The sequence below is a fragment of the Burkholderia sp. AU15512 genome (assembly GCF_002223325.1).
GTDB lineage: Bacteria > Pseudomonadota > Gammaproteobacteria > Burkholderiales > Burkholderiaceae > Burkholderia.
Genome location: NZ_NKEX01000003.1, coordinates 44150 through 61923 on the forward strand (window position 1 = coordinate 44150; position 17774 = coordinate 61923).

A 17774-nucleotide genomic window follows, 5' to 3' on the forward strand; every position below is an offset into this window, starting at 1 on the left:
CATGCGACGAACAGGGGCGCGGTGGGCGCCGCGCGCCGTCAGCGCAACTGGCTCATCGCGGTGCGGTGAAACCGGATGTTCTCCAGGATCTGCTGGGTCGAGCCCTGCGGCATCTTGTTCGCGCAGAAGTAGTCCTGATAGAGCGCCGAGTGGTAGGCATTCAGTTCGCCGTTCTCGATGCGCCGCCAGTCGTTCTCGACGGTGCGGTCCCAGCCGTCGTGTTCCGAATTCAGGCCGGCGTACTGACGCCATTCGTAGGTGTCGCAACGGATGCCTTCGTAGTTCACGTTGCGCGCACCGGCCGGGCTCGTGATGACGACCGCGTAGCGCACGACGCCATCGGTGCCGACCGCCAGCGACTTCGCATCGACGAAGAACTTGAGCGGCGTGTTCTGCGATACGTTGAACGGCAGCAGGTCGCCTGTCTGCGGCAGCGGCGGCAGCGAGTCGACCGTGTTTTCCTTCCACGTGCCCTGGCGGTCCAGCAGATACACGAACTCGCTGTCATCCTTGTTGGTGGGCGTCTTCGAATTCGCGCAACCTGCCAGCGTGGCCACCGCGGTAATCGATGCGAGCGCGAGAGCAATCGCTTTCAATATGCATTCCTCGTAAAAAAAGGGCGCGACACCAAGGTCGCGCCCGGTCATGCAGTTCGATTCGTCATTTGCCGACGATCACATGGGGCGGCATCTCGTCGAGCGTGCCCGCTTCCACTTCGATCTCCGAACAGACTACCGATGTGTCGACAATCGTCAGCGTCTGCTGGGCCTGTACGCCAATGACGCGCGGATAGCGCGACAGACGCGGCCCACGCGGCTTCTCGGCTCGCTGCGCCGGGCGGCGCAGGAAGCGCGACAGTTCCGTCAGCGCCAACTGATAGACATCCCGCTTGAACTCGATCACCGCATCGAGCGGCACCCAGTACTCGTTCCAGCGCCACGCATCGAACTCCGGGTGGTCGGTCGCGCGCAAGCAAATGTCGCAATCGCGTCCAACCATCCGCAGCAGGAACCAGATCTGCTTCTGGCCGCGGTAATGACCGCGTACTTCGCGTTTAATGAACTTGTCAGGCACCTCATAACGCAACCAGTCGCGTGTGCGGCCGATTATCTTGACGTGTTCCGGGTGCAGGCCCGTTTCCTCGTGCAGTTCCCGGTACATCGCCTGCATGGGGGTCTCGCCGTACTTGATCCCACCTTGAGGAAACTGCCAGGAATGCTCGCGGAGCCGCTTGCCCCAAAACACCTCGTTGCGCGCGTTCAAGAGGATGATGCCGACGTTCGGGCGAAAGCCTTCACGATCCAGCATACAACCACCTTCGAATCCTTTAAAATTGCTTTGATTATAAACAGATAACGGGCGCTGCGCACCGTGACGGAGCGAATCCGCGCGGGGCACACCGGCTGAATTGTCCCTGATTAGTCTGCTACGTCATCTGCGCCATCGCTGTTCGTCGCGCGCAGCTTTTTCACCTTGAAACTTTTTCGGGCGCCCTGCCTGGGGGCGCCGTTTTTGGAACCGTCCGCATGAAAGCTTCCCGTTTCTTTATCGGCACCCTGAAAGAAGCACCCGCCGACGCAGAGATCGTCAGCCACAAGCTGATGGTGCGCGCCGGCATGATCCGTCGCGTCGCCGGCGGCATCTATAACTACCTGCCGGTCGGCCTGCGTTCGATTCGCAAGGTCGAGGCGATCGTGCGCGAGGAAATGAACCGGGCGGGCGCCATCGAGTTGCTGATGCCGGCCGTGCAACCCGCCGAACTGTGGCAGGAATCGGGCCGCTGGGAGCAGTACGGTCCCGAGCTGCTGCGCTTCAAGGACCGCAAGGACAACGACTTCGTGATCGGGCCGACGCACGAGGAAGTCATCACCGACATCGCGCGCAACCAGATCAAGAGCTACCGGCAGATGCCGGTGAACTTCTACCAGATCCAGACGAAGTTCCGCGACGAGATCCGTCCGCGCTTCGGCGTGATGCGCGGCCGCGAATTCATCATGAAGGACGCGTACTCGTTCGACAAGGACGCGGCCGGCCTGAACGAGTCGTATCGCAAGATGTACGACGCGTATGTGCGCATCTTCACGCGCCTCGGCCTCGAGTTCCGTGCGGTCGCGGCCGACAGCGGCTCGATCGGCGGCAACTTCTCGCACGAATTCCACGTGATCGCCGACACCGGTGAAGACGCGATCGCGTACTGCCCGACGTCCGAATTCGCGGCGAACATCGAGGCGGCCGAAGCGCTGCCGCTGATCGTCGAACGCGCGGCGCCGGCCGAAGCAATGGAGAAGGTCGCGACGCCCGGCAAGGCGAAGTGCGAAGCCGTCGCCGAGCTGCTGGCCATCCCGCTCGAGCGCACGATCAAGTCGATCGTGCTCGCGACCGACAACGAAGGCGCCGAGCCGACCATCTGGCTCGTGATGCTGCGCGGCGATCACGACCTGAACGAGATCAAGGTGTCGAAGCTGCCGGGCCTGAAGAACCACCGCTTCGCGACCGAGCAGGAAATCGTCGAGTGGTTCGGCACGCCGCCGGGCTATCTCGGCCCGGTCGGCACGAAGAAACCCGTGAAGGTGATCGCGGACCGCACGGTCGCGAACATGAGCGACTTCGTGGTCGGCGCGAACGAGGTCGACTACCACATCGCTGGCGTGAACTGGGGCCGCGACCTGCCCGAGCCGGACGTCGCCGACGTGCGCAACGTGAAGAAGGGCGACCCGTCGCCGGACGGCAAGGGTGTGATCGATATCTGCCGCGGCATCGAGGTCGGCCACGTGTTCCAGCTCGGCACCAAGTATTCGGAAGCGATGGGTGCGACGTTCCTCGACGAGTCGGGCAAGCCGCAGCCGATGCTGATGGGCTGCTACGGCGTCGGCGTCACGCGCATTCTCGGCGCGGCGATCGAACAGAACTTCGACGACCGCGGCATCATCTGGCCCGAGTCGATCGCGCCGTTCGAAGTCGTGCTGTGCCCGATGGGCTATGACCGCAGCGACATGGTGCGCGAGACCGCCGACAAGCTGTACGCGGAACTCGTCGCAGCCGGCATCGACGTGATCCTCGACGATCGCGGCGAGCGCCCGGGCGTGATGTTCGCCGACTGGGAACTGATCGGCGTGCCGCATCGCCTGGTGATCGGCGAGCGCGGCCTGAAGGAAGGCAAGATCGAGTATCAGGGCCGCCGCGACGCCGAAGCGACGCTGCTGCCGGCCGACGCGGCTGCGGCGACGGTCGCGGAGAAGATCCACGCCGCGCTCGCGCGCTAAGCGCACCGACCGGGGAACGCGGTGGAATACACCTTCCTGTCGGCCACCGTGCTCCTGGTGCTGATCACCGATCCGCTCGGCAATATCCCGCTGTTCATTTCGGCGATGCGGGATGTGCCGCGCGAGCGGCGCGTGAAGCTGATCCTGCGCGAAGTGGGGATCGCGTTCGTGATCCTGCTGTTCTTCATGCTGGTCGGCGACCGTTTCCTGCGGATGATGAGCCTCACCGACCTGTCGCTGCGGCTCGGCGGCGGGATCGTGCTGTTCCTGATCGCGCTGCGGATGATCTTTCCGCATCCGGACGGCGCGCTCGGCAACGATCCGCGTGCGGGCGGCGAGCCGTTCATCGTGCCGCTCGCGATTCCGGCGCTCGCCGGGCCGTCCGCGCTCGCGACGGTGATGCTGCTGACGTCGCAGGGGCCCGGCAAGATGCTCGAGTGGGTCGGCGCGCTGACGGTCACGATGATCGTCTGCGCGGTGACGCTGGTGCTGGCCGAGCGGATCCAGCAATGGATCGGCGAGCGGACCGTCGCGGCGTTCGAGCGGCTGATGGGCCTCGTGCTCGTCGCGATTTCGGTCGAGATGATGCTGGGCGGCGTCCGCGCGTTCGTGCACCAGCTGTAGGGCGGGGCGGCGCACACCCAAGACGCCGAAAAAAAGCGGCGCTCCGGGAAACCGGAGCGCCGCTTTCTATTTATATAGTGCGGAGCGGGGTGCTCAGACGTTCGTGGTCAGCGCACGGATCGTCGGCAGGTTGCGCCAGTAGCCCTTCGCATCCATCCCGCAGCCGAACACGTAGCGGTCCGGCACCGCGAAGCCGCAGAAGTCGGGGTGCAGCGGCTTGGCCTTCGCGAGCGTCTTCTCGCACAGCACGGCCGACATGAAGCGCTTGGCGCCCATGTCGAGAATGCGGTCGCGGATCGCGGCCATCGTCTCGCCTTCGTCGAGGATGTCGTCGAGCACGAGCACGATCCGGTCCTTCACCGATTCGCGCGGCGCGACGCGCCAGTGCATCTCCGGGCTGCCCTGCGTCGTGTTGCGGTAGCGGGTCAGGTGGATGTAGTCGAATTCCAGCGGGAAATCGAGGTGCGGCAGCAGCATCCCGGTAAACACCGCGGCGCCGCCCATCACCGAGAGAACGAGCGGGAACGCGTCGCCGATCTCGGCGCGGATCGCATCGGCCATCTTGGAGATCGACGCGTTGACGGCGTCCGCCGAGACGATCTCTTCGGAGTGGTTGAAAATGTGGAGGGCTTCTTCGCGGTTCATGTGTTCTGGCGGGCAGTCGGTATACAAATAAGAATGAAGCAGAACGGCCGCCGCGCGCTACAGCAAAAACCCGCGCGCCGGCCGATGGGCGGAATCAGCGCATGCCGGGCATCATGCCCTTCAGGCCGCGCATCATCTTCTGCATGTTGCCGCCCTTCAGCTTCTTCATCATCGTACGCATCTGGTCGTACTGGTTCAGCATCCGGTTGACTTCCTGCACCGGCACGCCCGCGCCGGCTGCAATGCGGCGCTTGCGCGTCGCCTTGATGATCTCGGGTTTCGCGCGCTCGGCCGGCGTCATCGAGCTGATGATGCCTTCCATCCGGCGGATCGACTTCTCGGCCTGGCCCATGTCGGCGCCGGCCGCCGCCTGCTGGAACTGCGCAGGGAGCTTATCCATCAGCGACGACAGGCCGCCCATGTTCTTCATCTGCGAGATCTGCGCGCGGAAATCGTTCAGGTCGAAGTCGCCGCCTTTCTTGACCTTGTCGGCGAGCTTCTGCGCGGCCTGCACGTCGACGCCGCGCTGCGCCTCCTCGACGAGCGCGAGGATGTCGCCCATGCCGAGGATCCGGTTCGCCATCCGGTCGGGGTGGAACACCTCGAGGCCGTCGAGCTTCTCGGCGACACCGACGAACTTGATCGGCTTGCCCGTGACGTGACGCACCGACAGCGCGGCGCCGCCGCGCGAGTCGCCGTCGAGCTTGGTCAGCACGACGCCGGTGAGCGGCAGCGTGTCGTTGAACGCCTTCGCGGTGTTGACCGCGTCCTGGCCGAGCATCGCGTCGACGACGAACAGCGTTTCGGCCGGCTTCAGCGTGCCGTGCAGCGCGGCGATTTCCTGCATCATCGCCTCGTCGATGCCGAGGCGGCCGGCCGTATCGACGATCAGCACGTCGTGGTAGTGGCGCTTCGCCCAGTCGACGGCCGCGATCGCGATGTCGACGGGCTTCTGGTCCGGCGTGGACGGGAAGAAGTCGGCGCCGACCTGTTCGCTCACCGTTTTCAGCTGCATGATTGCGGCCGGGCGATACACGTCGCACGACACGGTCAGCACCTTCTTCTTGTACTTCTCGCGCAGCAGCTTCGCGAGCTTGCCGGCGGTCGTGGTCTTGCCCGCGCCCTGCAGGCCGGCCATCAGGATCACGGCGGGCGGCGTGACCGCGAGGTTCAGCTCGGCGGCCTTGCCTTCGTAGTCGCCGCCGATCACGGCGGTCAGTTCCTTCTGGACCACGCCGACCAGCGCCTGACCCGGCGACAGGCTGCTGATCACTTCTTCGCCGAGCGCCTTTTCCTTGACCTTGGCGATGAATTCGCGGACGACCGGCAGCGAAACGTCGGCCTCCAGCAGGGCGAGACGCACCTCGCGGAGCATCTCCTGCGTGTTCGCCTCGGTAAGCCGGGCCTCGCCGCGCAGCGTCTTGACGACGCGCGCCATCCGTTGAGTGAGATTGTCGAGCATGGGGAGCGATGGACAGTGGGGCCCGAAGGCGCGGCGGAACCGAACAAAGGGAGCCGTCGCGGGAAGGGGGCCTAGTGTAAACTTCGAACATGGATATTGTACTGTATGCCCTCACCGCATTCCTGTACGGCGGCCTCGCCGTCGCAGGCTGGCGCACGCACCGCCAGGGCGCGACGCCGCTCGTCGCGAGCGTGCCGGCCGTGCCGGTTCCCGCGTCCGCCGCGTCCGGGATGAGCGGGGCCGGCCGCGCGCTGCTGTTCGCCGCGCTGGTCGCGCACGGCGTGCTGCTCCACATGACGATCTTTCCGAACGACGCGATGGTGTTCGGCTTCGCATTCGCGCTGTCCGCGATGTTCTGGCTCGGCGCCGGCATCTACTGGATCGAGAGCTTCTTCTTCCCGCTCGACAGCCTGCGCCTGCTGGTACTGCCGCTCGCGTGCGGCGCGTCGCTGCTGCCGCTCGTGTTCGGCGGCGTGCGGGTGCTTCCTTATGCCGCAGCGCCGCTGTTCAAGCTGCATTTCCTGATCGCGAACATCGCATACGGCCTGTTCGCGATCGCGGCGCTGCACGCGGTCCTGATGCTGATGGTCGAGCGGCGCCTGCAGTCGCTGAGGAGCGGCGGGCGCGACGGCTCGACGGGCTGGATCGCGAGCTGGCTCGAGACGCTGCCGCCGCTGCTCACGCTCGAGAAGCTGCTGTTCCGCCTGATCGGCGCCGGCTTCGTGCTGCTCACGCTGACGCTCGCGTCGGGCATCCTGTTCAGCGAGCAGGTCGACGCGCGCGCGCTGCGCCTCGACCACAAGACGGTATTCGCGATCCTGTCGTGGCTGATGTTCGGCGGCCTGCTGATCGCCCGCAAGACGTCGGGCTGGCGTGGCCGCGGTGCCGCGCGCTGGGTGCTCGTGTCGTTCGCCGCGCTGCTGCTCGCGTATGTCGGCAGCCGGTTCGTTTTCGAGGTGCTGCTGCACCGTTCCGTGGTTTGAACGCAGGTTTCCGATGCGACAGATTCTTCTCCTGATTCTTCTCTTCTTCGCGGGCTCGTGGATCGCGCGCAAGCTGCGCCAGGCCCAGGAGCACGCGCAGGCGCGCACCGGCCGCGGCGCCGGTTACGACGGCATGCCCGGCGCCGGCGGCGCGGGTTCGGGGCGCCCGAACGGCGACGCGCGGGCGCTGCCCGAGCCGATGGTGCGCTGCGCCGAATGCGGCGTGCATGCGCCGAAGGGCGACGCCGTCGCCGCGGGCGGTGAATACTTCTGCAGTGCCGAGCACGCGCAGCGCCACGCCGCGCGGTCGAGCGGTCGCGACGCACGATGAGCGACGCGCAGGTGCTGTCGGTCGACACGCACGGCTGGGTGCGCGAAGCGCGCCATGCGCCGTCGCCGAACTTCGAGGTGCGGCCCGCGGGCGCGGTGCCGACCCTCGTGGTCGTCCACAACATCAGCCTGCCGCCCGGCGAATTCGGCGGTGACGCGATCGAGGCGCTGTTCCTGAATCGTCTCGACTGCGATGCGCACCCCTATTACCAGAGCCACCTGCGCGACGTGCGCGTGTCCGCGCACTTCCTGATCCGCCGCAACGGCGAACTCGTGCAGTTCGTGTCGTGCGACGAGCGTGCGTGGCATGCGGGCTCGTCCGAGTTCTTCGGCCGGGCGCGCTGCAATGATTTCTCGATCGGCATCGAACTCGAGGGCGCGGACGACGTGCCGTTCGACGACGCGCAGTACGCCATGCTCGCCGCGCTCTCCCGCGCGCTCGCGGCACGCTACCCGGTCGACGCATTCGCGGGGCACTCGGACGTCGCGCCGGGCCGCAAGACCGACCCGGGCCCGCATTTCGATTGGCAACGCTTTGCGAGCGATGCCGGTTTTTCCGCCGAATACTTTCCTTTCCGTCAGCACTGATCGCAGGGTTTTTGAGGGCGCGAAATTTTTTTTCCCGACCAATGCCTTGTCGCGTCTGAGCCTGCGCGGGGTGGGGGTGATGTCAATACCTTCAGCGCAAATTATCCATTTTGATGTCCTCCGAATGTCCACTATACTTGGTGCCAGTTGAGCAGTTCTGCACTAGATATAGTGTGTGTCGCAGGGGAAACCCGAGCGGCACCGGCCGGCGGGCAACGCCGGCGGGCAGGGTTCTCAGGGCGGCGCGTCAGGCCGGGCGGTCCGGGCGTCGCGATCAGCGCAGCGAACATCGACGGGGCAGGGTACACATGACGAAGCACACGACCGGATCGGTTGTCGCGCATCGACCGAACCGGCTTCCCCGGCGCATCGCTCGCCTCTTACCGCTCGCGCACCGCGTTGCGCAGCGTTCGTTTTAATCCGCGGTTCTCTCCGCACCATCCAACACCAGGAGCTTTGCACATGCAAACCACCGACAACGCGACGTCCCAGTACGAGAGCGCCTCGAGCCGTCCGCTCGGCGGGACCGAACAGGGCGCGAAGGCGCTCGCGCCGCAGGCCACGTTCGCCGACTACAAGGTGATCCGCCGCAACGGCAGCGTCGTCTCGTTCGAACCTTCGAAGATCGCGATTGCGGTGACCAAGGCTTTCCTGGCCGTCAATGGCGGGCAGGGCGCGGCATCGGCGCGCGTACGCGAGCAGGTCGAGCAACTGACGCACAACGTCGTGCGCGCGCTCGTGCGCAGCCGCCCGAACGGCGGTACGTTCCATATCGAAGACATCCAGGACCAGGTCGAACTCGCGCTGATGCGCGGCGGCGAGCACAACGTCGCGCGTGCGTACGTGCTGTATCGCGAGAAGCGTCACCTCGAGCGCCAGCATGCGGGCGAGGACGCAGCGGCAGCCGGCGGCGAGGCGAGCACCGGCATCAACGTCGTCGACAACGGCGTCACGCGCCCGCTCGACCTGAACGCGCTGCGCGCGCTGATCGTGTCGGCATGCGACGGCCTCGGCGCTGCGGTTAACCCTGATCCGATCGTCGCCGAGACGGTGAAGAACCTGTACGACGGCGTGCCGATGAGCCAGGTCTACGACTCGGCGATCCTGGCTGCACGCACGATGATCGAGAAGGATCCGGCATACAGCCAGGTTACGTCGCGCATCCTGCTGCACACGATCCGTCGCGAAATCCTCGGCGAGGAAGTGGTGCAGGCCGAGATGTCGACCCGCTACGCGGAATACTTCCCGCAGTTCCTGAAGCGCGGCGTCGACGCCGGCCTGCTCGACGACAAGCTGCTGCAGTTCGACCTGAAGCGCCTCGGCGAAGCGCTCGACGCGAACCGCGACCTGCAGTTCGGCTATCTCGGCCTGCAGACGCTGTACGACCGCTACTTCCTGCACGTCGAAGGCACCCGCATCGAAATGCCGCAGGCCTTCTTCATGCGCGTCGCGATGGGCCTGTCGCTGAACGAGATCGACCGCGAAACGCGCGCGATCGAGTTCTACAACGTGCTGTCCAGCTTCGACTTCATGAGCTCGACGCCGACGCTGTTCAACTCGGGCACGCACCGCTCGCAGCTGTCGTCGTGCTACCTGACGACCGTCGCGGACGATCTCGACGGCATCTATGAAGCGCTGAAGGAAAACGCGCTGCTGTCGAAGTTCGCCGGCGGCCTGGGCAACGACTGGACGCGCGTGCGTGCACTCGGCTCGCATATCAAGGGCACGAACGGCAAGTCGCAAGGCGTGGTTCCGTTCCTGAAGGTCGTCAACGACACGGCCGTCGCGGTCAACCAGGGCGGCAAGCGCAAGGGCGCGGTCTGCGCGTACCTCGAATCGTGGCACCTCGACATCGAGGAGTTCCTGGAGCTGCGCAAGAACACGGGCGACGATCGCCGCCGCACGCACGACATGAACACGGCGAACTGGATTCCCGACCTGTTCATGAAGCGCGTGATGGAAGGTGCCGACTGGACGCTGTTCTCGCCGTCGACCTGCCCGGACCTGCACGACAAGTTCGGCGCGGAATTCGAGGCGGCTTACACGGCTTACGAAGACAAGGTCGCGCGCGGCGAGATCAAGCTGTTCAAGAAGATCCCGGCGGCGCAACTGTGGCGCAAGATGCTCGGCATGCTGTTCGAGACGGGCCACCCGTGGATCACGTTCAAGGATCCGTGCAACATCCGCTCGCCGCAGCAGCACGTCGGCGTCGTCCATTCGTCGAACCTGTGCACGGAAATCACGCTGAACACGAGCGACACCGAAATCGCGGTGTGCAACCTCGGCTCCGTGAACCTCGTCGCCCACCTGGTGAAGCAGGCCGACGGCAGCTACGCGCTCGATCACGACAAGCTGAAGCGCACGATCAGCGTCGCGATGCGCATGCTCGACAACGTGATCGACATCAACTACTACGCGGTGGCGAAGGCGCGTAACTCGAACCTGAAGCACCGCCCGGTCGGCATGGGCATCATGGGTTTCCAGGACTGCCTGCACCTGCTGCGCACGCCGTACGCGTCGGAAGCGGCCGTCGAGTTTGCCGACCGTTCGATGGAAGCGGTCTGCTACTACGCCTACCACGCGTCGACCGAGCTGGCCGAGGAGCGCGGCCGCTACTCGAGCTACCGCGGTTCGCTGTGGGATCGCGGCATCCTCCCGCAGGACACGCTGAAGCTGCTCGCTGAAGCGCGTGGCGGTTACGTCGAAGTCGACACGTCCGAATCGCTCGACTGGACGGCGCTGCGTTCGCGGATCGCCACGCACGGCATGCGCAACTCGAACTGCGTCGCGATCGCGCCGACGGCGACGATCTCGAACATCATCGGCGTGTCGGCCTGTATCGAGCCGACCTTCCAGAACCTGTACGTGAAGTCGAACCTGTCGGGCGAATTCACGGTGGTGAACGAGTACCTGGTGCGCGACCTGAAGGAACGCGGCCTGTGGGACGAAGTGATGGTCGCCGACCTGAAGTACTTCGACGGCATGCTGTCGCGCATCGACCGCATCCCGGCCGACCTGCGCGCGATCTACGCGACCGCGTTCGAAGTCGACCCGACGTGGCTGGTCGAAGCGGCATCGCGTCGCCAGAAGTGGATCGACCAGGCGCAGTCGCTGAACATCTACATGGGCGGCGCGTCGGGCAAGAAGCTCGACGAGGTCTACAAGCTCGCATGGCTGCGTGGCCTGAAGACGACCTACTACCTCCGCACGATGGCGGCGACGCACGTCGAGAAGTCGACGGTCGCACACGGCGCGCTGAACGCCGTGCCGACGGGCGGCGGCTCGAGCAGCGGCGGCGCGCAAGGCGCAGCCGGCGGCTTCGGTGCGGCAGGCGGCGATGCGTCGTCGGGCGCGGTCAACGCGGCACCGGCACTCGCACCGGTCGAGGCAGATGGTCCGGTGTGCACGATGCGTCCGGGCGATCCTGGCTTCGACGAATGCGAAGCGTGCCAGTAACGCAGTGCGCCTGACCTGGGAAGCAGGTCAGCGCGGCGCACACGACGACCGATCGAGGTTGAAGTGTGCGCCGCTCTCAACTAAAAAAATGATAAGGAATCTGTAACGCGGCACCTGCGTTGCAGGCAGTGACAAGCGATCGAAACATCCCCGACGACGTCGCGTTTCGATCAGCGTTCGATGCGTCGAGCGCACCTCGCGATACACGCGCGACGCACATCGCGCGCTGCATGAACGACGATGCGTTGCTCAAAGTGTTGTATCGAGGTCGCAACGCGAATCGAAAAAAGGATTTTTCGTGAGCGAACCCTTTTATCGCTCAGGAAAAGATGGTACAAACCGTTCTAAATTGATGGTGAGAATTTATGCTCAACTGGGATGAAGAGAAGACTGCCGTAACTCCCGCGAGCGGAGCGCAGCAAAACGCGATGCGCACCTCCGCAGGAACGGCTGTCGGACTGCAGGCTGCAACGCCTGCCGCCCATCAGGTCCGCGACATTTTCGAAGGCGATCTTGCGGTGCCCCCGCAAGCATCGGCTGTTCCCGCCGGCGGTTCGGAAGCGCGGGTCAATGTCGCCGACAAGCGCATCATCAACGGCCAGACTGACGTCAATCAGCTGGTGCCGTTCAAGTACAAGTGGGCGTGGGAAAAGTATCTGGCCGGGTGCGCGAACCACTGGATGCCGCAGGAAATCAACATGTCCCGCGACATCGCTCTGTGGAAGGACCCGAACGGTCTGACCGAGGACGAGCGCCGCATCGTGAAGCGCAACCTCGGCTTCTTCGTGACGGCCGATTCGCTCGCGGCGAACAACATCGTGCTCGGCACGTACCGCCACATCACGGCGCCCGAGTGCCGGCAGTTCCTGCTGCGCCAGGCGTTCGAAGAGGCGATCCACACGCACGCGTACCAATACATTGTCGAATCGCTCGGCCTCGACGAAGGCGAGATCTTCAACGCGTACCACGAGGTCACGTCGATCCGCGCGAAGGACGAATTCCTGATCCCGTTCATCCACACGCTGACGGATCCGGCCTTCAAGACCGGCACGCTCGAAGCGGATCAGAAGCTGCTGAAGTCGCTGATCGTGTTCGCCTGCATCATGGAAGGCCTGTTCTTCTATGTCGGGTTTACGCAGATCCTCGCGCTCGGCCGCCAGAACAAGATGACGGGTGCTGCAGAGCAATATCAGTACATCCTGCGCGACGAGTCGATGCACTGCAACTTCGGCATCGACCTGATCAACCAGATCAAGCTCGAGAATCCGCATCTCTGGACCGCCGAATTCCGCGCCGAGATCCGCGAGCTGTTCAAGCAGGCTGTCGAACTCGAATACCGCTACGCCGAGGACACGATGCCGCGCGGCGTGCTGGGTCTGAACGCGTCGATGTTCAAGAGCTATCTGCGCTTCATCAGCAACCGTCGTTGCCAGCAGATCGGCCTCGATCCGCTGTACCCGAACGAGGAAAACCCGTTCCCGTGGATGAGCGAGATGATCGACCTGAAGAAGGAACGCAACTTCTTCGAGACGCGTGTGATCGAGTATCAGACGGGCGGCGCGCTGTCCTGGGAATAACCCGCAGCAGCGAACCCGTCACATGATGGAACAGCCGGCGGCCCCTCGGCCCCGGCTCAAGGTTTAGGAGCAAGAACGCCTGATGCAAAGCATGCCCGGTGCCTTAACGGCACGACGACACGACAGGCACTTTGCGAACCCTTCAGTGGGATGGGCAAACTTCCCTCCGGAAAAAGCGGACGGCCGTGTGGTGGTCCGCTTGATCAAGCGATTAGGGGTAGCGGCGCGAGGTGCGCCGGCTACCGACTTGATTTGGCGCGCGAGGCCGAGTGGCCACGCGCGCCATACCGTATTCATTAGCGTAAGCGCGTGGTATCCGCGTACGCCGATGAATAGCCCGCTTCGAAGCGCACGTCCTGAACAGCGTCCGCGGGAAGCGGGTTTTGACGAAGGGTGTAGTTTGAACTGACTCTCATCTGAACCTGAAGGAGAACAACATGGCACTTGCCAAGAAGAAACCGGCTGCAAAGAAGGCCGCAGTGAAGAAGGTCGCTGCGAAGAAGGCTGCTGCTCCGGCGAAGAAGGCCGCTGCAGTGAAGAAGGTTGCTGCGAAGAAGGTCGCGGTGAAGAAGGTTGCCGCGAAGAAGGCAGCACCGGCGAAGAAGGCAGCAGTGAAGAAGGTTGCTGCGAAGAAGGTCGCAACGAAGAAGGTTGCAGCCAAGAAGGTCGCAGTGAAGAAGGTTGCCGCGAAGAAGGCAGCACCGGCGAAGAAGGCCGCAGCGAAGAAGGTTGCCGCCAAGAAAGTCGCAGTGAAGAAGGTTGCTGCGAAGAAGGCCGCACCGGCTAAGAAGGCTGCTGCGAAGAAGGCCGCGCCGGCGAAGAAGGCTGCTGCGAAGAAGGCTGCGCCTGCGAAGAAGGCTGCCGCGAAGAAGGCTGCGCCTGCTGCGAAGAAGGCTGCCCCTGCGAAGAAGGCCGCTGCTCCGGCGAAGAAGGCTGCCGCTGCTGCTCCGGCTGCCGCTCCGGCTCCGGCGAAGAAGGCCGCGGCTCCGAAGAAGGCTGCTGCTCCGAAGAAGGCCGTCGTGAAGAAGGCTGCGCCGGCAACGACCGCGTCGACCGCATCGGTTGCGCCGGCATCGGGCGTGAAGACCGCGCTCAACCCGGCAGCGGCATGGCCGTTCCCGACCGGCAGCCGTCCGTAATCGAGGCTGACCTGCACCACCCGGACACTCACGTGGTGTCCGTGGGTTGAGTAGCGCTACTCAATCAGTCCCGCCATCTGGCTCAGGTGGCGGGATTTTTTTCGTCCGTCGTTGCCGATGTGCCCGCATCCCGGACACCCACAAGCCAGCTGCGGCGAGCACGGACGAAAAAAAACGCATGTGCAGCTTCGCACATGCGTTCGACCGCGGCTTGCGCCGCGTGCTGAGGTACCTGTTAGTGCGTGACGCGCGTGACGCCGCCGCTCGACAACAGTCGCACGCGTTCGCCGGCGCGGAACGCTTCGCCGCTTGCAGCCTGCGTGATCGAGCGCAGATCGCCGTTGTCGAGGCGCACGGTGATTTCGACACCGTTCGCCGTGCTGAGGTTTTCGCCGACCGCGTTGCCCGCGACCGCGCCGACGAGGCCGCCGGCGATCGCGGTCAGGATCGACCCCTTGCCGCCGCCGATCGCGCTGCCTGCCACTGCGCCGAGCGCGCCGCCGCCGAGCGTGCCGATCGCGCTGCCGCCGCCGTCGGACTGGATGCGCACCGCGCGGACGCTTTCGACGGTGCCCATGCGGACCGTCTGTTCGCGCTGCGCCTGGCCGACGCTATAGACATCCGCCGAACCGGGTGCGGTGAAGCAACCGGTGAGCGTCAGCGAGGCCGTCAGCATGGCCGCGAGCGTGAGGGTCTTTTTCGTCAACATCTTTGCTCTCCCACAAAATTCATTTGAGACTGTAACCGAATGCAGTCTCGAAGCGTGCGTCGATTTCGGCGCGCGTCAGTACGTAAGTCTGGGGCCCCTGGTGGGCGATCTTGATCGAGCCCATCAGGCTCGCGAGGCGGCCCGTGGTTGCCCAGTCGAGGCCATGCTCGATGCCGTACAGCAAGCCACCCCGGAAGGCGTCGCCGCAGCCGGTCGGATCGGAGATCTGCTCGGCCGGCACGACAGGAATCTGCTCCGTGCCCTGTTTGTGGCGGATGGTCGCGCCGTGCTCGCCGCGCGTAATGACGAGGGCATCGACCCGGCTGGCGATTTCATCTTCGGACCATCCCGTCTTGTCGCTCACCAGCTTGGCCTCGTAGTCGTTGACCGCTACAAAGGTCGCAAGTTCAATGCTGCGGCGCAGCGTCGCACCGTCGAACAGCGGCAGGCCCTGGCCCGGATCGAACACGAACGGCACGCCGGCCTTGGCGAGTTCTTCCACGTGCTGCACCATCCCGTCGAAGCCGTCGGGGCCGACGATGGCGAGCTTGATGCCCGGCGCGTCGCCCGCGTGGTTCAGGTGCGACTGCATCATCGCGCCCGGGTGGAACGCCGTGATCTGGTTGTTGTCGAGATCGGTCGTGATCATCGCCTGCGCGGTATACGTGTCGGGCAGCACGCGAACGTGGTCGCGGCGCAGGCCGAGCTGGTCGAGCCGGTCGAGATACGGCTGCGCGTCGAGCGCGCCGATCGTCCCCATGATGCGCGCATCGCCGCCGAGCAGGTGCAGCGCGTACGCGATGTTGCCCGCGCAGCCGCCGAATTCGCGGCGCATCGTCGGCACCAGGAAGCTCAGGTTGATGAGGTGCACCTGGTCGGGCAGGATGTGCTCGCGGAACCGCCCCTCGAAGGTCATGATGGAATCGTAGGCGATCGAGCCGCAAATCAACGTAGCCAAGGTGTGCGTTCCTGTAGAAATGAGGAACCCTGCGCGACAACGCCGCGCGAAAGGCGCGGCGCGGCAGGGGAAAGCGAAAGAAAGCTTACTTCAGTGCGGCGAGCGCGGCATCGTAGTTCGGCTCGTCCTTGATTTCGCCGACGAGTTCCGCGTGGATCACCTTGTCCTGCGCGTCGAGCACGACGACCGCACGTGCGGTCAGGCCGTTCAGCGGGCCGCTCGTCACGTCGACGCCGTACGCGTTCGCGAACGCGCGGCCGGTGCGGAACGTCGAAGCCGTCACGACATTCTCGAGGCCTTCGGTCGTGCAAAAGCGCGTCGCGGCGAACGGCAGGTCGGCGGACACGACGACGACAACCGTGTTGTCGAGCGACGATGCGGCTTGGTTGAACTTGCGGGTCGACGTCGCGCAGGTCGGCGTGTCGAGGCTCGGGACGATGTTCAGCACCTTGCGCTTGCCGGCGAAGCTGGCGAGCGACAGGTCGGCGAGGTCCTTGCCGACCAGCTTGAAATCGGCGCCTTGCGCGCCGACGGCCGGGAACGTGCCGGCGAGATCGATCGGGTTGCCACCCAGCGTAACTTTGCTCATGTTCGTGCTCCGAAATAGCGCGCCGCTCGGGCGCGCGGGTTGAGACGGGCGCGCAGGCGCGCGCCGCGACGCGTCACGGATAGAAAATCTGGACGCGGAAATTCGAGGCGGGTGTGCCGCTCGTTTCGACGCGGACGACCATCGTCTGCGTCGTGCCGGGCGGCAGCCCGGCGTCGATCGGCGTGCCCGGGCGCACGTAGTCGCGCGGCGCGAGTACGCGGCGCACAGTCACGTGGTTGGTGTCGTCGAGCAGCGTCAGCTCGAGCGACGGGTAGGCGAGTGCGACGCGGTAGCGGTTCGTCAGCGGCACCTTCAGCTCGAGCTCGCGCGGGCCGTCGAGCTGGCGCAGGTCGGTCGCGTCGAGCCGCAGGCCGTCGATCGCGCGCGGCGGCGCAACCGTGCAGCCGAGCGGCGCGCAGGCCTGCCGGAACCAGCCCTGCGTGACGGGCCAGTAGATCATCAGCGTTTCGCGCTGCCACCATGCGAGTTGTCCGACGAGCAGCACGGCGAGCGCGGCAGCGACGAGGCCGCCGAAAAAGCCGCCGAGCATGCCGCGCCGCTGCGGCGCGCGCGTTTCGCGCGTGACGGCGAAATGCGGACGATCGTCGTCGGTCAGCGCAGCGGGGAAGGGGGCGGCCGGAGCGTGGGTCGTGGCGGCGGGCGTCTCGTCGTGCCGGGTAGCGCCGGAGTCGGGCTCGGACCCGGCTTCGGTGACGGCTGGCGCAGGCGCGAACGCAAAGCGCGGTTCGCGCGGCGCGCGTTCGTCGTCCTGCACGGCGAAGTGCGCGGTTCCGACGGGGTCGGCGGCGTCGCGAGCGGTCTCTGCGTCCGACGGAAGGTGCGCGACGAAGCGGGGCTCACGCGGATCGTGTTCGACGGGCGCGGCCGATGGTTCGGTATCCTGCGGCGTTTGCGTTTGCGTCCGAAGCGATTCGGCCGGCTGTTCGACGGCAGCGGACGGGGCCAGCTCGGCCGGAGAGGGCGCGAACGGTGCGGGCGTACCCGACAGGTGCACGACGCCGGCTTCGATGGACGGAAGGGCAAGCGGGATCAGCGGCTCGGTGCGCACGGTCCGCACGCTGTGCTGCAGCGACGGGTCGACGCCGGCATCGAGCCACGGCGCCCACATGTCCCAGCCTTCCGGCTTGTAATCGGTGTCGGAAGGTGACCCGGCCGGCGCCTCGGCAGCGAACAGCCGAGGCGGGGCCGGATGATGCGCATCACCGTCATCCTGCGCGGCAGCCGGTTCGGTCAGGACCGGCTCGGGCTGCTGCGCGTACTCGGGAACGAGCGACTCGGATGCGTTGAAGACTTCGTGGCAATGTCCGCAGCGCACGAGCCCTTGATGCAGCGAGAGCTGTTCCTGCTGCAGCCGGAAGACGGTTTCGCAATGAGGGCAGCGCGTCGCAAGAAGCATGTCGAGCCGGGCGGCCTGCTGGCCAGAGTGAAGG

The 17774-nt window shown here is 65.4% G+C and carries 17 protein-coding genes; 9 read left to right on the forward strand and 8 right to left on the reverse strand.

Going from position 1 to position 17774, the window contains the following annotated elements; all coding sequences use genetic code 11:
• Positions 1-38: 38 nt before the first annotated feature.
• Positions 39-647 carry a CNP1-like family protein gene (locus CFB43_RS02720; protein WP_089494053.1) on the reverse strand — a complete coding sequence of 203 codons (609 nt, stop codon included), beginning with the start codon at positions 645-647 and terminating at the stop codon, positions 39-41.
• Positions 648-660: 13 nt separating this feature from the next.
• Positions 661-1308 carry an RNA pyrophosphohydrolase gene (locus CFB43_RS02725; protein ID WP_069247070.1) on the reverse strand — a complete coding sequence of 216 codons (648 nt, stop codon included), beginning with the start codon at positions 1306-1308 and terminating at the stop codon, positions 661-663.
• Between the two features lie 218 nt (positions 1309-1526).
• On the opposite strand from CFB43_RS02725, the gene CFB43_RS02735 reads away from it, so the two are divergent.
• Complete coding sequence (locus tag CFB43_RS02735; RefSeq protein ID WP_089494054.1) at positions 1527-3263, forward strand: proline--tRNA ligase; 1737 nt, start codon at positions 1527-1529, stop codon at positions 3261-3263.
• A 21-nt stretch (positions 3264-3284) separates the two neighbouring features.
• Positions 3285-3887, forward strand: coding sequence for a MarC family protein (locus tag CFB43_RS02740; protein ID WP_011350864.1), 603 nt, complete (start codon positions 3285-3287; stop codon positions 3885-3887).
• 93 nt (positions 3888-3980) lie between these two features.
• Here the strand turns inward: CFB43_RS02740 and CFB43_RS02745 are convergent, their stop codons facing one another.
• Together CFB43_RS02745 and ffh are read right to left on the reverse strand one after the other, a co-directional pair.
• Positions 3981-4532, reverse strand: coding sequence for a hypoxanthine-guanine phosphoribosyltransferase (locus tag CFB43_RS02745; RefSeq protein ID WP_089424439.1), 552 nt, complete (start codon positions 4530-4532; stop codon positions 3981-3983).
• 94 nt (positions 4533-4626) lie between these two features.
• A complete protein-coding gene (ffh, locus tag CFB43_RS02750; RefSeq protein ID WP_089424440.1) occupies positions 4627-5994 on the reverse strand; it encodes a signal recognition particle protein in 1368 nt (455 codons plus the stop codon).
• A gap of 89 nt (positions 5995-6083) precedes the next feature.
• Here ffh and CFB43_RS02755 point away from each other — a divergent pair, with 89 nt between their 5' ends.
• The 7 genes from CFB43_RS02755 to CFB43_RS02795 all read left to right on the forward strand — a co-directional run bounded on the left by CFB43_RS02755 (position 6084) and on the right by CFB43_RS02795 (position 14067).
• A complete protein-coding gene (locus CFB43_RS02755; RefSeq protein WP_089494055.1) occupies positions 6084-6977 on the forward strand; it encodes a cytochrome C assembly family protein in 894 nt (297 codons plus the stop codon).
• A gap of 13 nt (positions 6978-6990) precedes the next feature.
• Complete coding sequence (locus CFB43_RS02760) at positions 6991-7308, forward strand: PP0621 family protein (RefSeq protein ID WP_089430577.1); 318 nt, start codon at positions 6991-6993, stop codon at positions 7306-7308.
• Positions 7305-7895, forward strand: a complete 591-nt coding sequence (ampD, locus tag CFB43_RS02765) for a 1,6-anhydro-N-acetylmuramyl-L-alanine amidase AmpD (RefSeq protein WP_089494056.1) — start codon at positions 7305-7307, stop codon at positions 7893-7895. Before CFB43_RS02760 ends, ampD begins: the two co-directional genes overlap by 4 nt.
• 462 nt (positions 7896-8357) lie before the next feature.
• Positions 8358-11351 carry a ribonucleoside-diphosphate reductase subunit alpha gene (locus CFB43_RS02775; protein WP_089494057.1) on the forward strand — a complete coding sequence of 998 codons (2994 nt, stop codon included), beginning with the start codon at positions 8358-8360 and terminating at the stop codon, positions 11349-11351.
• 365 nt (positions 11352-11716) lie between these two features.
• Entirely contained in the window at positions 11717-12928 is a 1212-nt protein-coding gene (locus CFB43_RS02785) for a ribonucleotide-diphosphate reductase subunit beta (protein WP_039353057.1), read from the forward strand.
• An 82-nt stretch (positions 12929-13010) separates the two neighbouring features.
• Complete coding sequence (locus CFB43_RS02790; RefSeq protein WP_089494058.1) at positions 13011-13337, forward strand: hypothetical protein; 327 nt, start codon at positions 13011-13013, stop codon at positions 13335-13337.
• 28 nt (positions 13338-13365) lie between these two features.
• Positions 13366-14067: a histone H1-like DNA-binding protein gene (locus CFB43_RS02795; RefSeq protein ID WP_089439185.1), complete on the forward strand. Its 702-nt coding sequence runs from the start codon at positions 13366-13368 to the stop codon at positions 14065-14067.
• 235 nt (positions 14068-14302) lie between these two features.
• Here the strand turns inward: CFB43_RS02795 and CFB43_RS02800 are convergent, their stop codons facing one another.
• The 4 genes from CFB43_RS02800 to CFB43_RS02815 all read right to left on the reverse strand — a co-directional run bounded on the left by CFB43_RS02800 (position 14303) and on the right by CFB43_RS02815 (position 17740).
• The gene (locus CFB43_RS02800) at positions 14303-14776 is read right to left on the reverse strand and encodes a glycine zipper 2TM domain-containing protein (protein WP_021161893.1); all 474 of its coding nucleotides are present in this window, start codon (positions 14774-14776) and stop codon (positions 14303-14305) included.
• A gap of 19 nt (positions 14777-14795) precedes the next feature.
• Positions 14796-15734 (reverse strand): carbohydrate kinase family protein, encoded by a 939-nt coding sequence (locus tag CFB43_RS02805; RefSeq protein ID WP_089439186.1) that lies wholly within the window; start codon positions 15732-15734, stop codon positions 14796-14798.
• An 85-nt stretch (positions 15735-15819) separates the two neighbouring features.
• A complete protein-coding gene (tpx, locus tag CFB43_RS02810; protein WP_089494059.1) occupies positions 15820-16323 on the reverse strand; it encodes a thiol peroxidase in 504 nt (167 codons plus the stop codon).
• Between the two features lie 73 nt (positions 16324-16396).
• Positions 16397-17740 (reverse strand): zinc-ribbon and DUF3426 domain-containing protein, encoded by a 1344-nt coding sequence (locus tag CFB43_RS02815; protein WP_089494060.1) that lies wholly within the window; start codon positions 17738-17740, stop codon positions 16397-16399.
• Positions 17741-17774 lie beyond the last annotated feature (34 nt).

What these genes read in the sequence shown, in the direction of transcription:
- CFB43_RS02720 (WP_089494053.1), bottom strand. Translation starts at nt 647, where the DNA reads ATGACCGGGCGCGACCTTGGTGTCGCGCCCTTTTTTTACGAGGAATGC.
- CFB43_RS02725 (WP_069247070.1), bottom strand. Translation starts at nt 1,308, where the DNA reads ATGCTGGATCGTGAAGGCTTTCGCCCGAACGTCGGCATCATCCTCTTG.
- CFB43_RS02735 (WP_089494054.1), top strand. Translation starts at nt 1,527, where the DNA reads ATGAAAGCTTCCCGTTTCTTTATCGGCACCCTGAAAGAAGCACCCGCC.
- CFB43_RS02745 (WP_089424439.1), bottom strand. Translation starts at nt 4,532, where the DNA reads ATGAACCGCGAAGAAGCCCTCCACATTTTCAACCACTCCGAAGAGATC.
- ffh (WP_089424440.1), bottom strand. Translation starts at nt 5,994, where the DNA reads ATGCTCGACAATCTCACTCAACGGATGGCGCGCGTCGTCAAGACGCTG.
- CFB43_RS02755 (WP_089494055.1), top strand. Translation starts at nt 6,084, where the DNA reads ATGGATATTGTACTGTATGCCCTCACCGCATTCCTGTACGGCGGCCTC.
- CFB43_RS02760 (WP_089430577.1), top strand. Translation starts at nt 6,991, where the DNA reads ATGCGACAGATTCTTCTCCTGATTCTTCTCTTCTTCGCGGGCTCGTGG.
- ampD (WP_089494056.1), top strand. Translation starts at nt 7,305, where the DNA reads ATGAGCGACGCGCAGGTGCTGTCGGTCGACACGCACGGCTGGGTGCGC.
- CFB43_RS02775 (WP_089494057.1), top strand. Translation starts at nt 8,358, where the DNA reads ATGCAAACCACCGACAACGCGACGTCCCAGTACGAGAGCGCCTCGAGC.
- CFB43_RS02785 (WP_039353057.1), top strand. Translation starts at nt 11,717, where the DNA reads ATGCTCAACTGGGATGAAGAGAAGACTGCCGTAACTCCCGCGAGCGGA.
- CFB43_RS02790 (WP_089494058.1), top strand. Translation starts at nt 13,011, where the DNA reads ATGCAAAGCATGCCCGGTGCCTTAACGGCACGACGACACGACAGGCAC.
- CFB43_RS02795 (WP_089439185.1), top strand. Translation starts at nt 13,366, where the DNA reads ATGGCACTTGCCAAGAAGAAACCGGCTGCAAAGAAGGCCGCAGTGAAG.
- CFB43_RS02800 (WP_021161893.1), bottom strand. Translation starts at nt 14,776, where the DNA reads ATGTTGACGAAAAAGACCCTCACGCTCGCGGCCATGCTGACGGCCTCG.
- tpx (WP_089494059.1), bottom strand. Translation starts at nt 16,323, where the DNA reads ATGAGCAAAGTTACGCTGGGTGGCAACCCGATCGATCTCGCCGGCACG.
- CFB43_RS02815 (WP_089494060.1), bottom strand. Translation starts at nt 17,740, where the DNA reads ATGCTTCTTGCGACGCGCTGCCCTCATTGCGAAACCGTCTTCCGGCTG.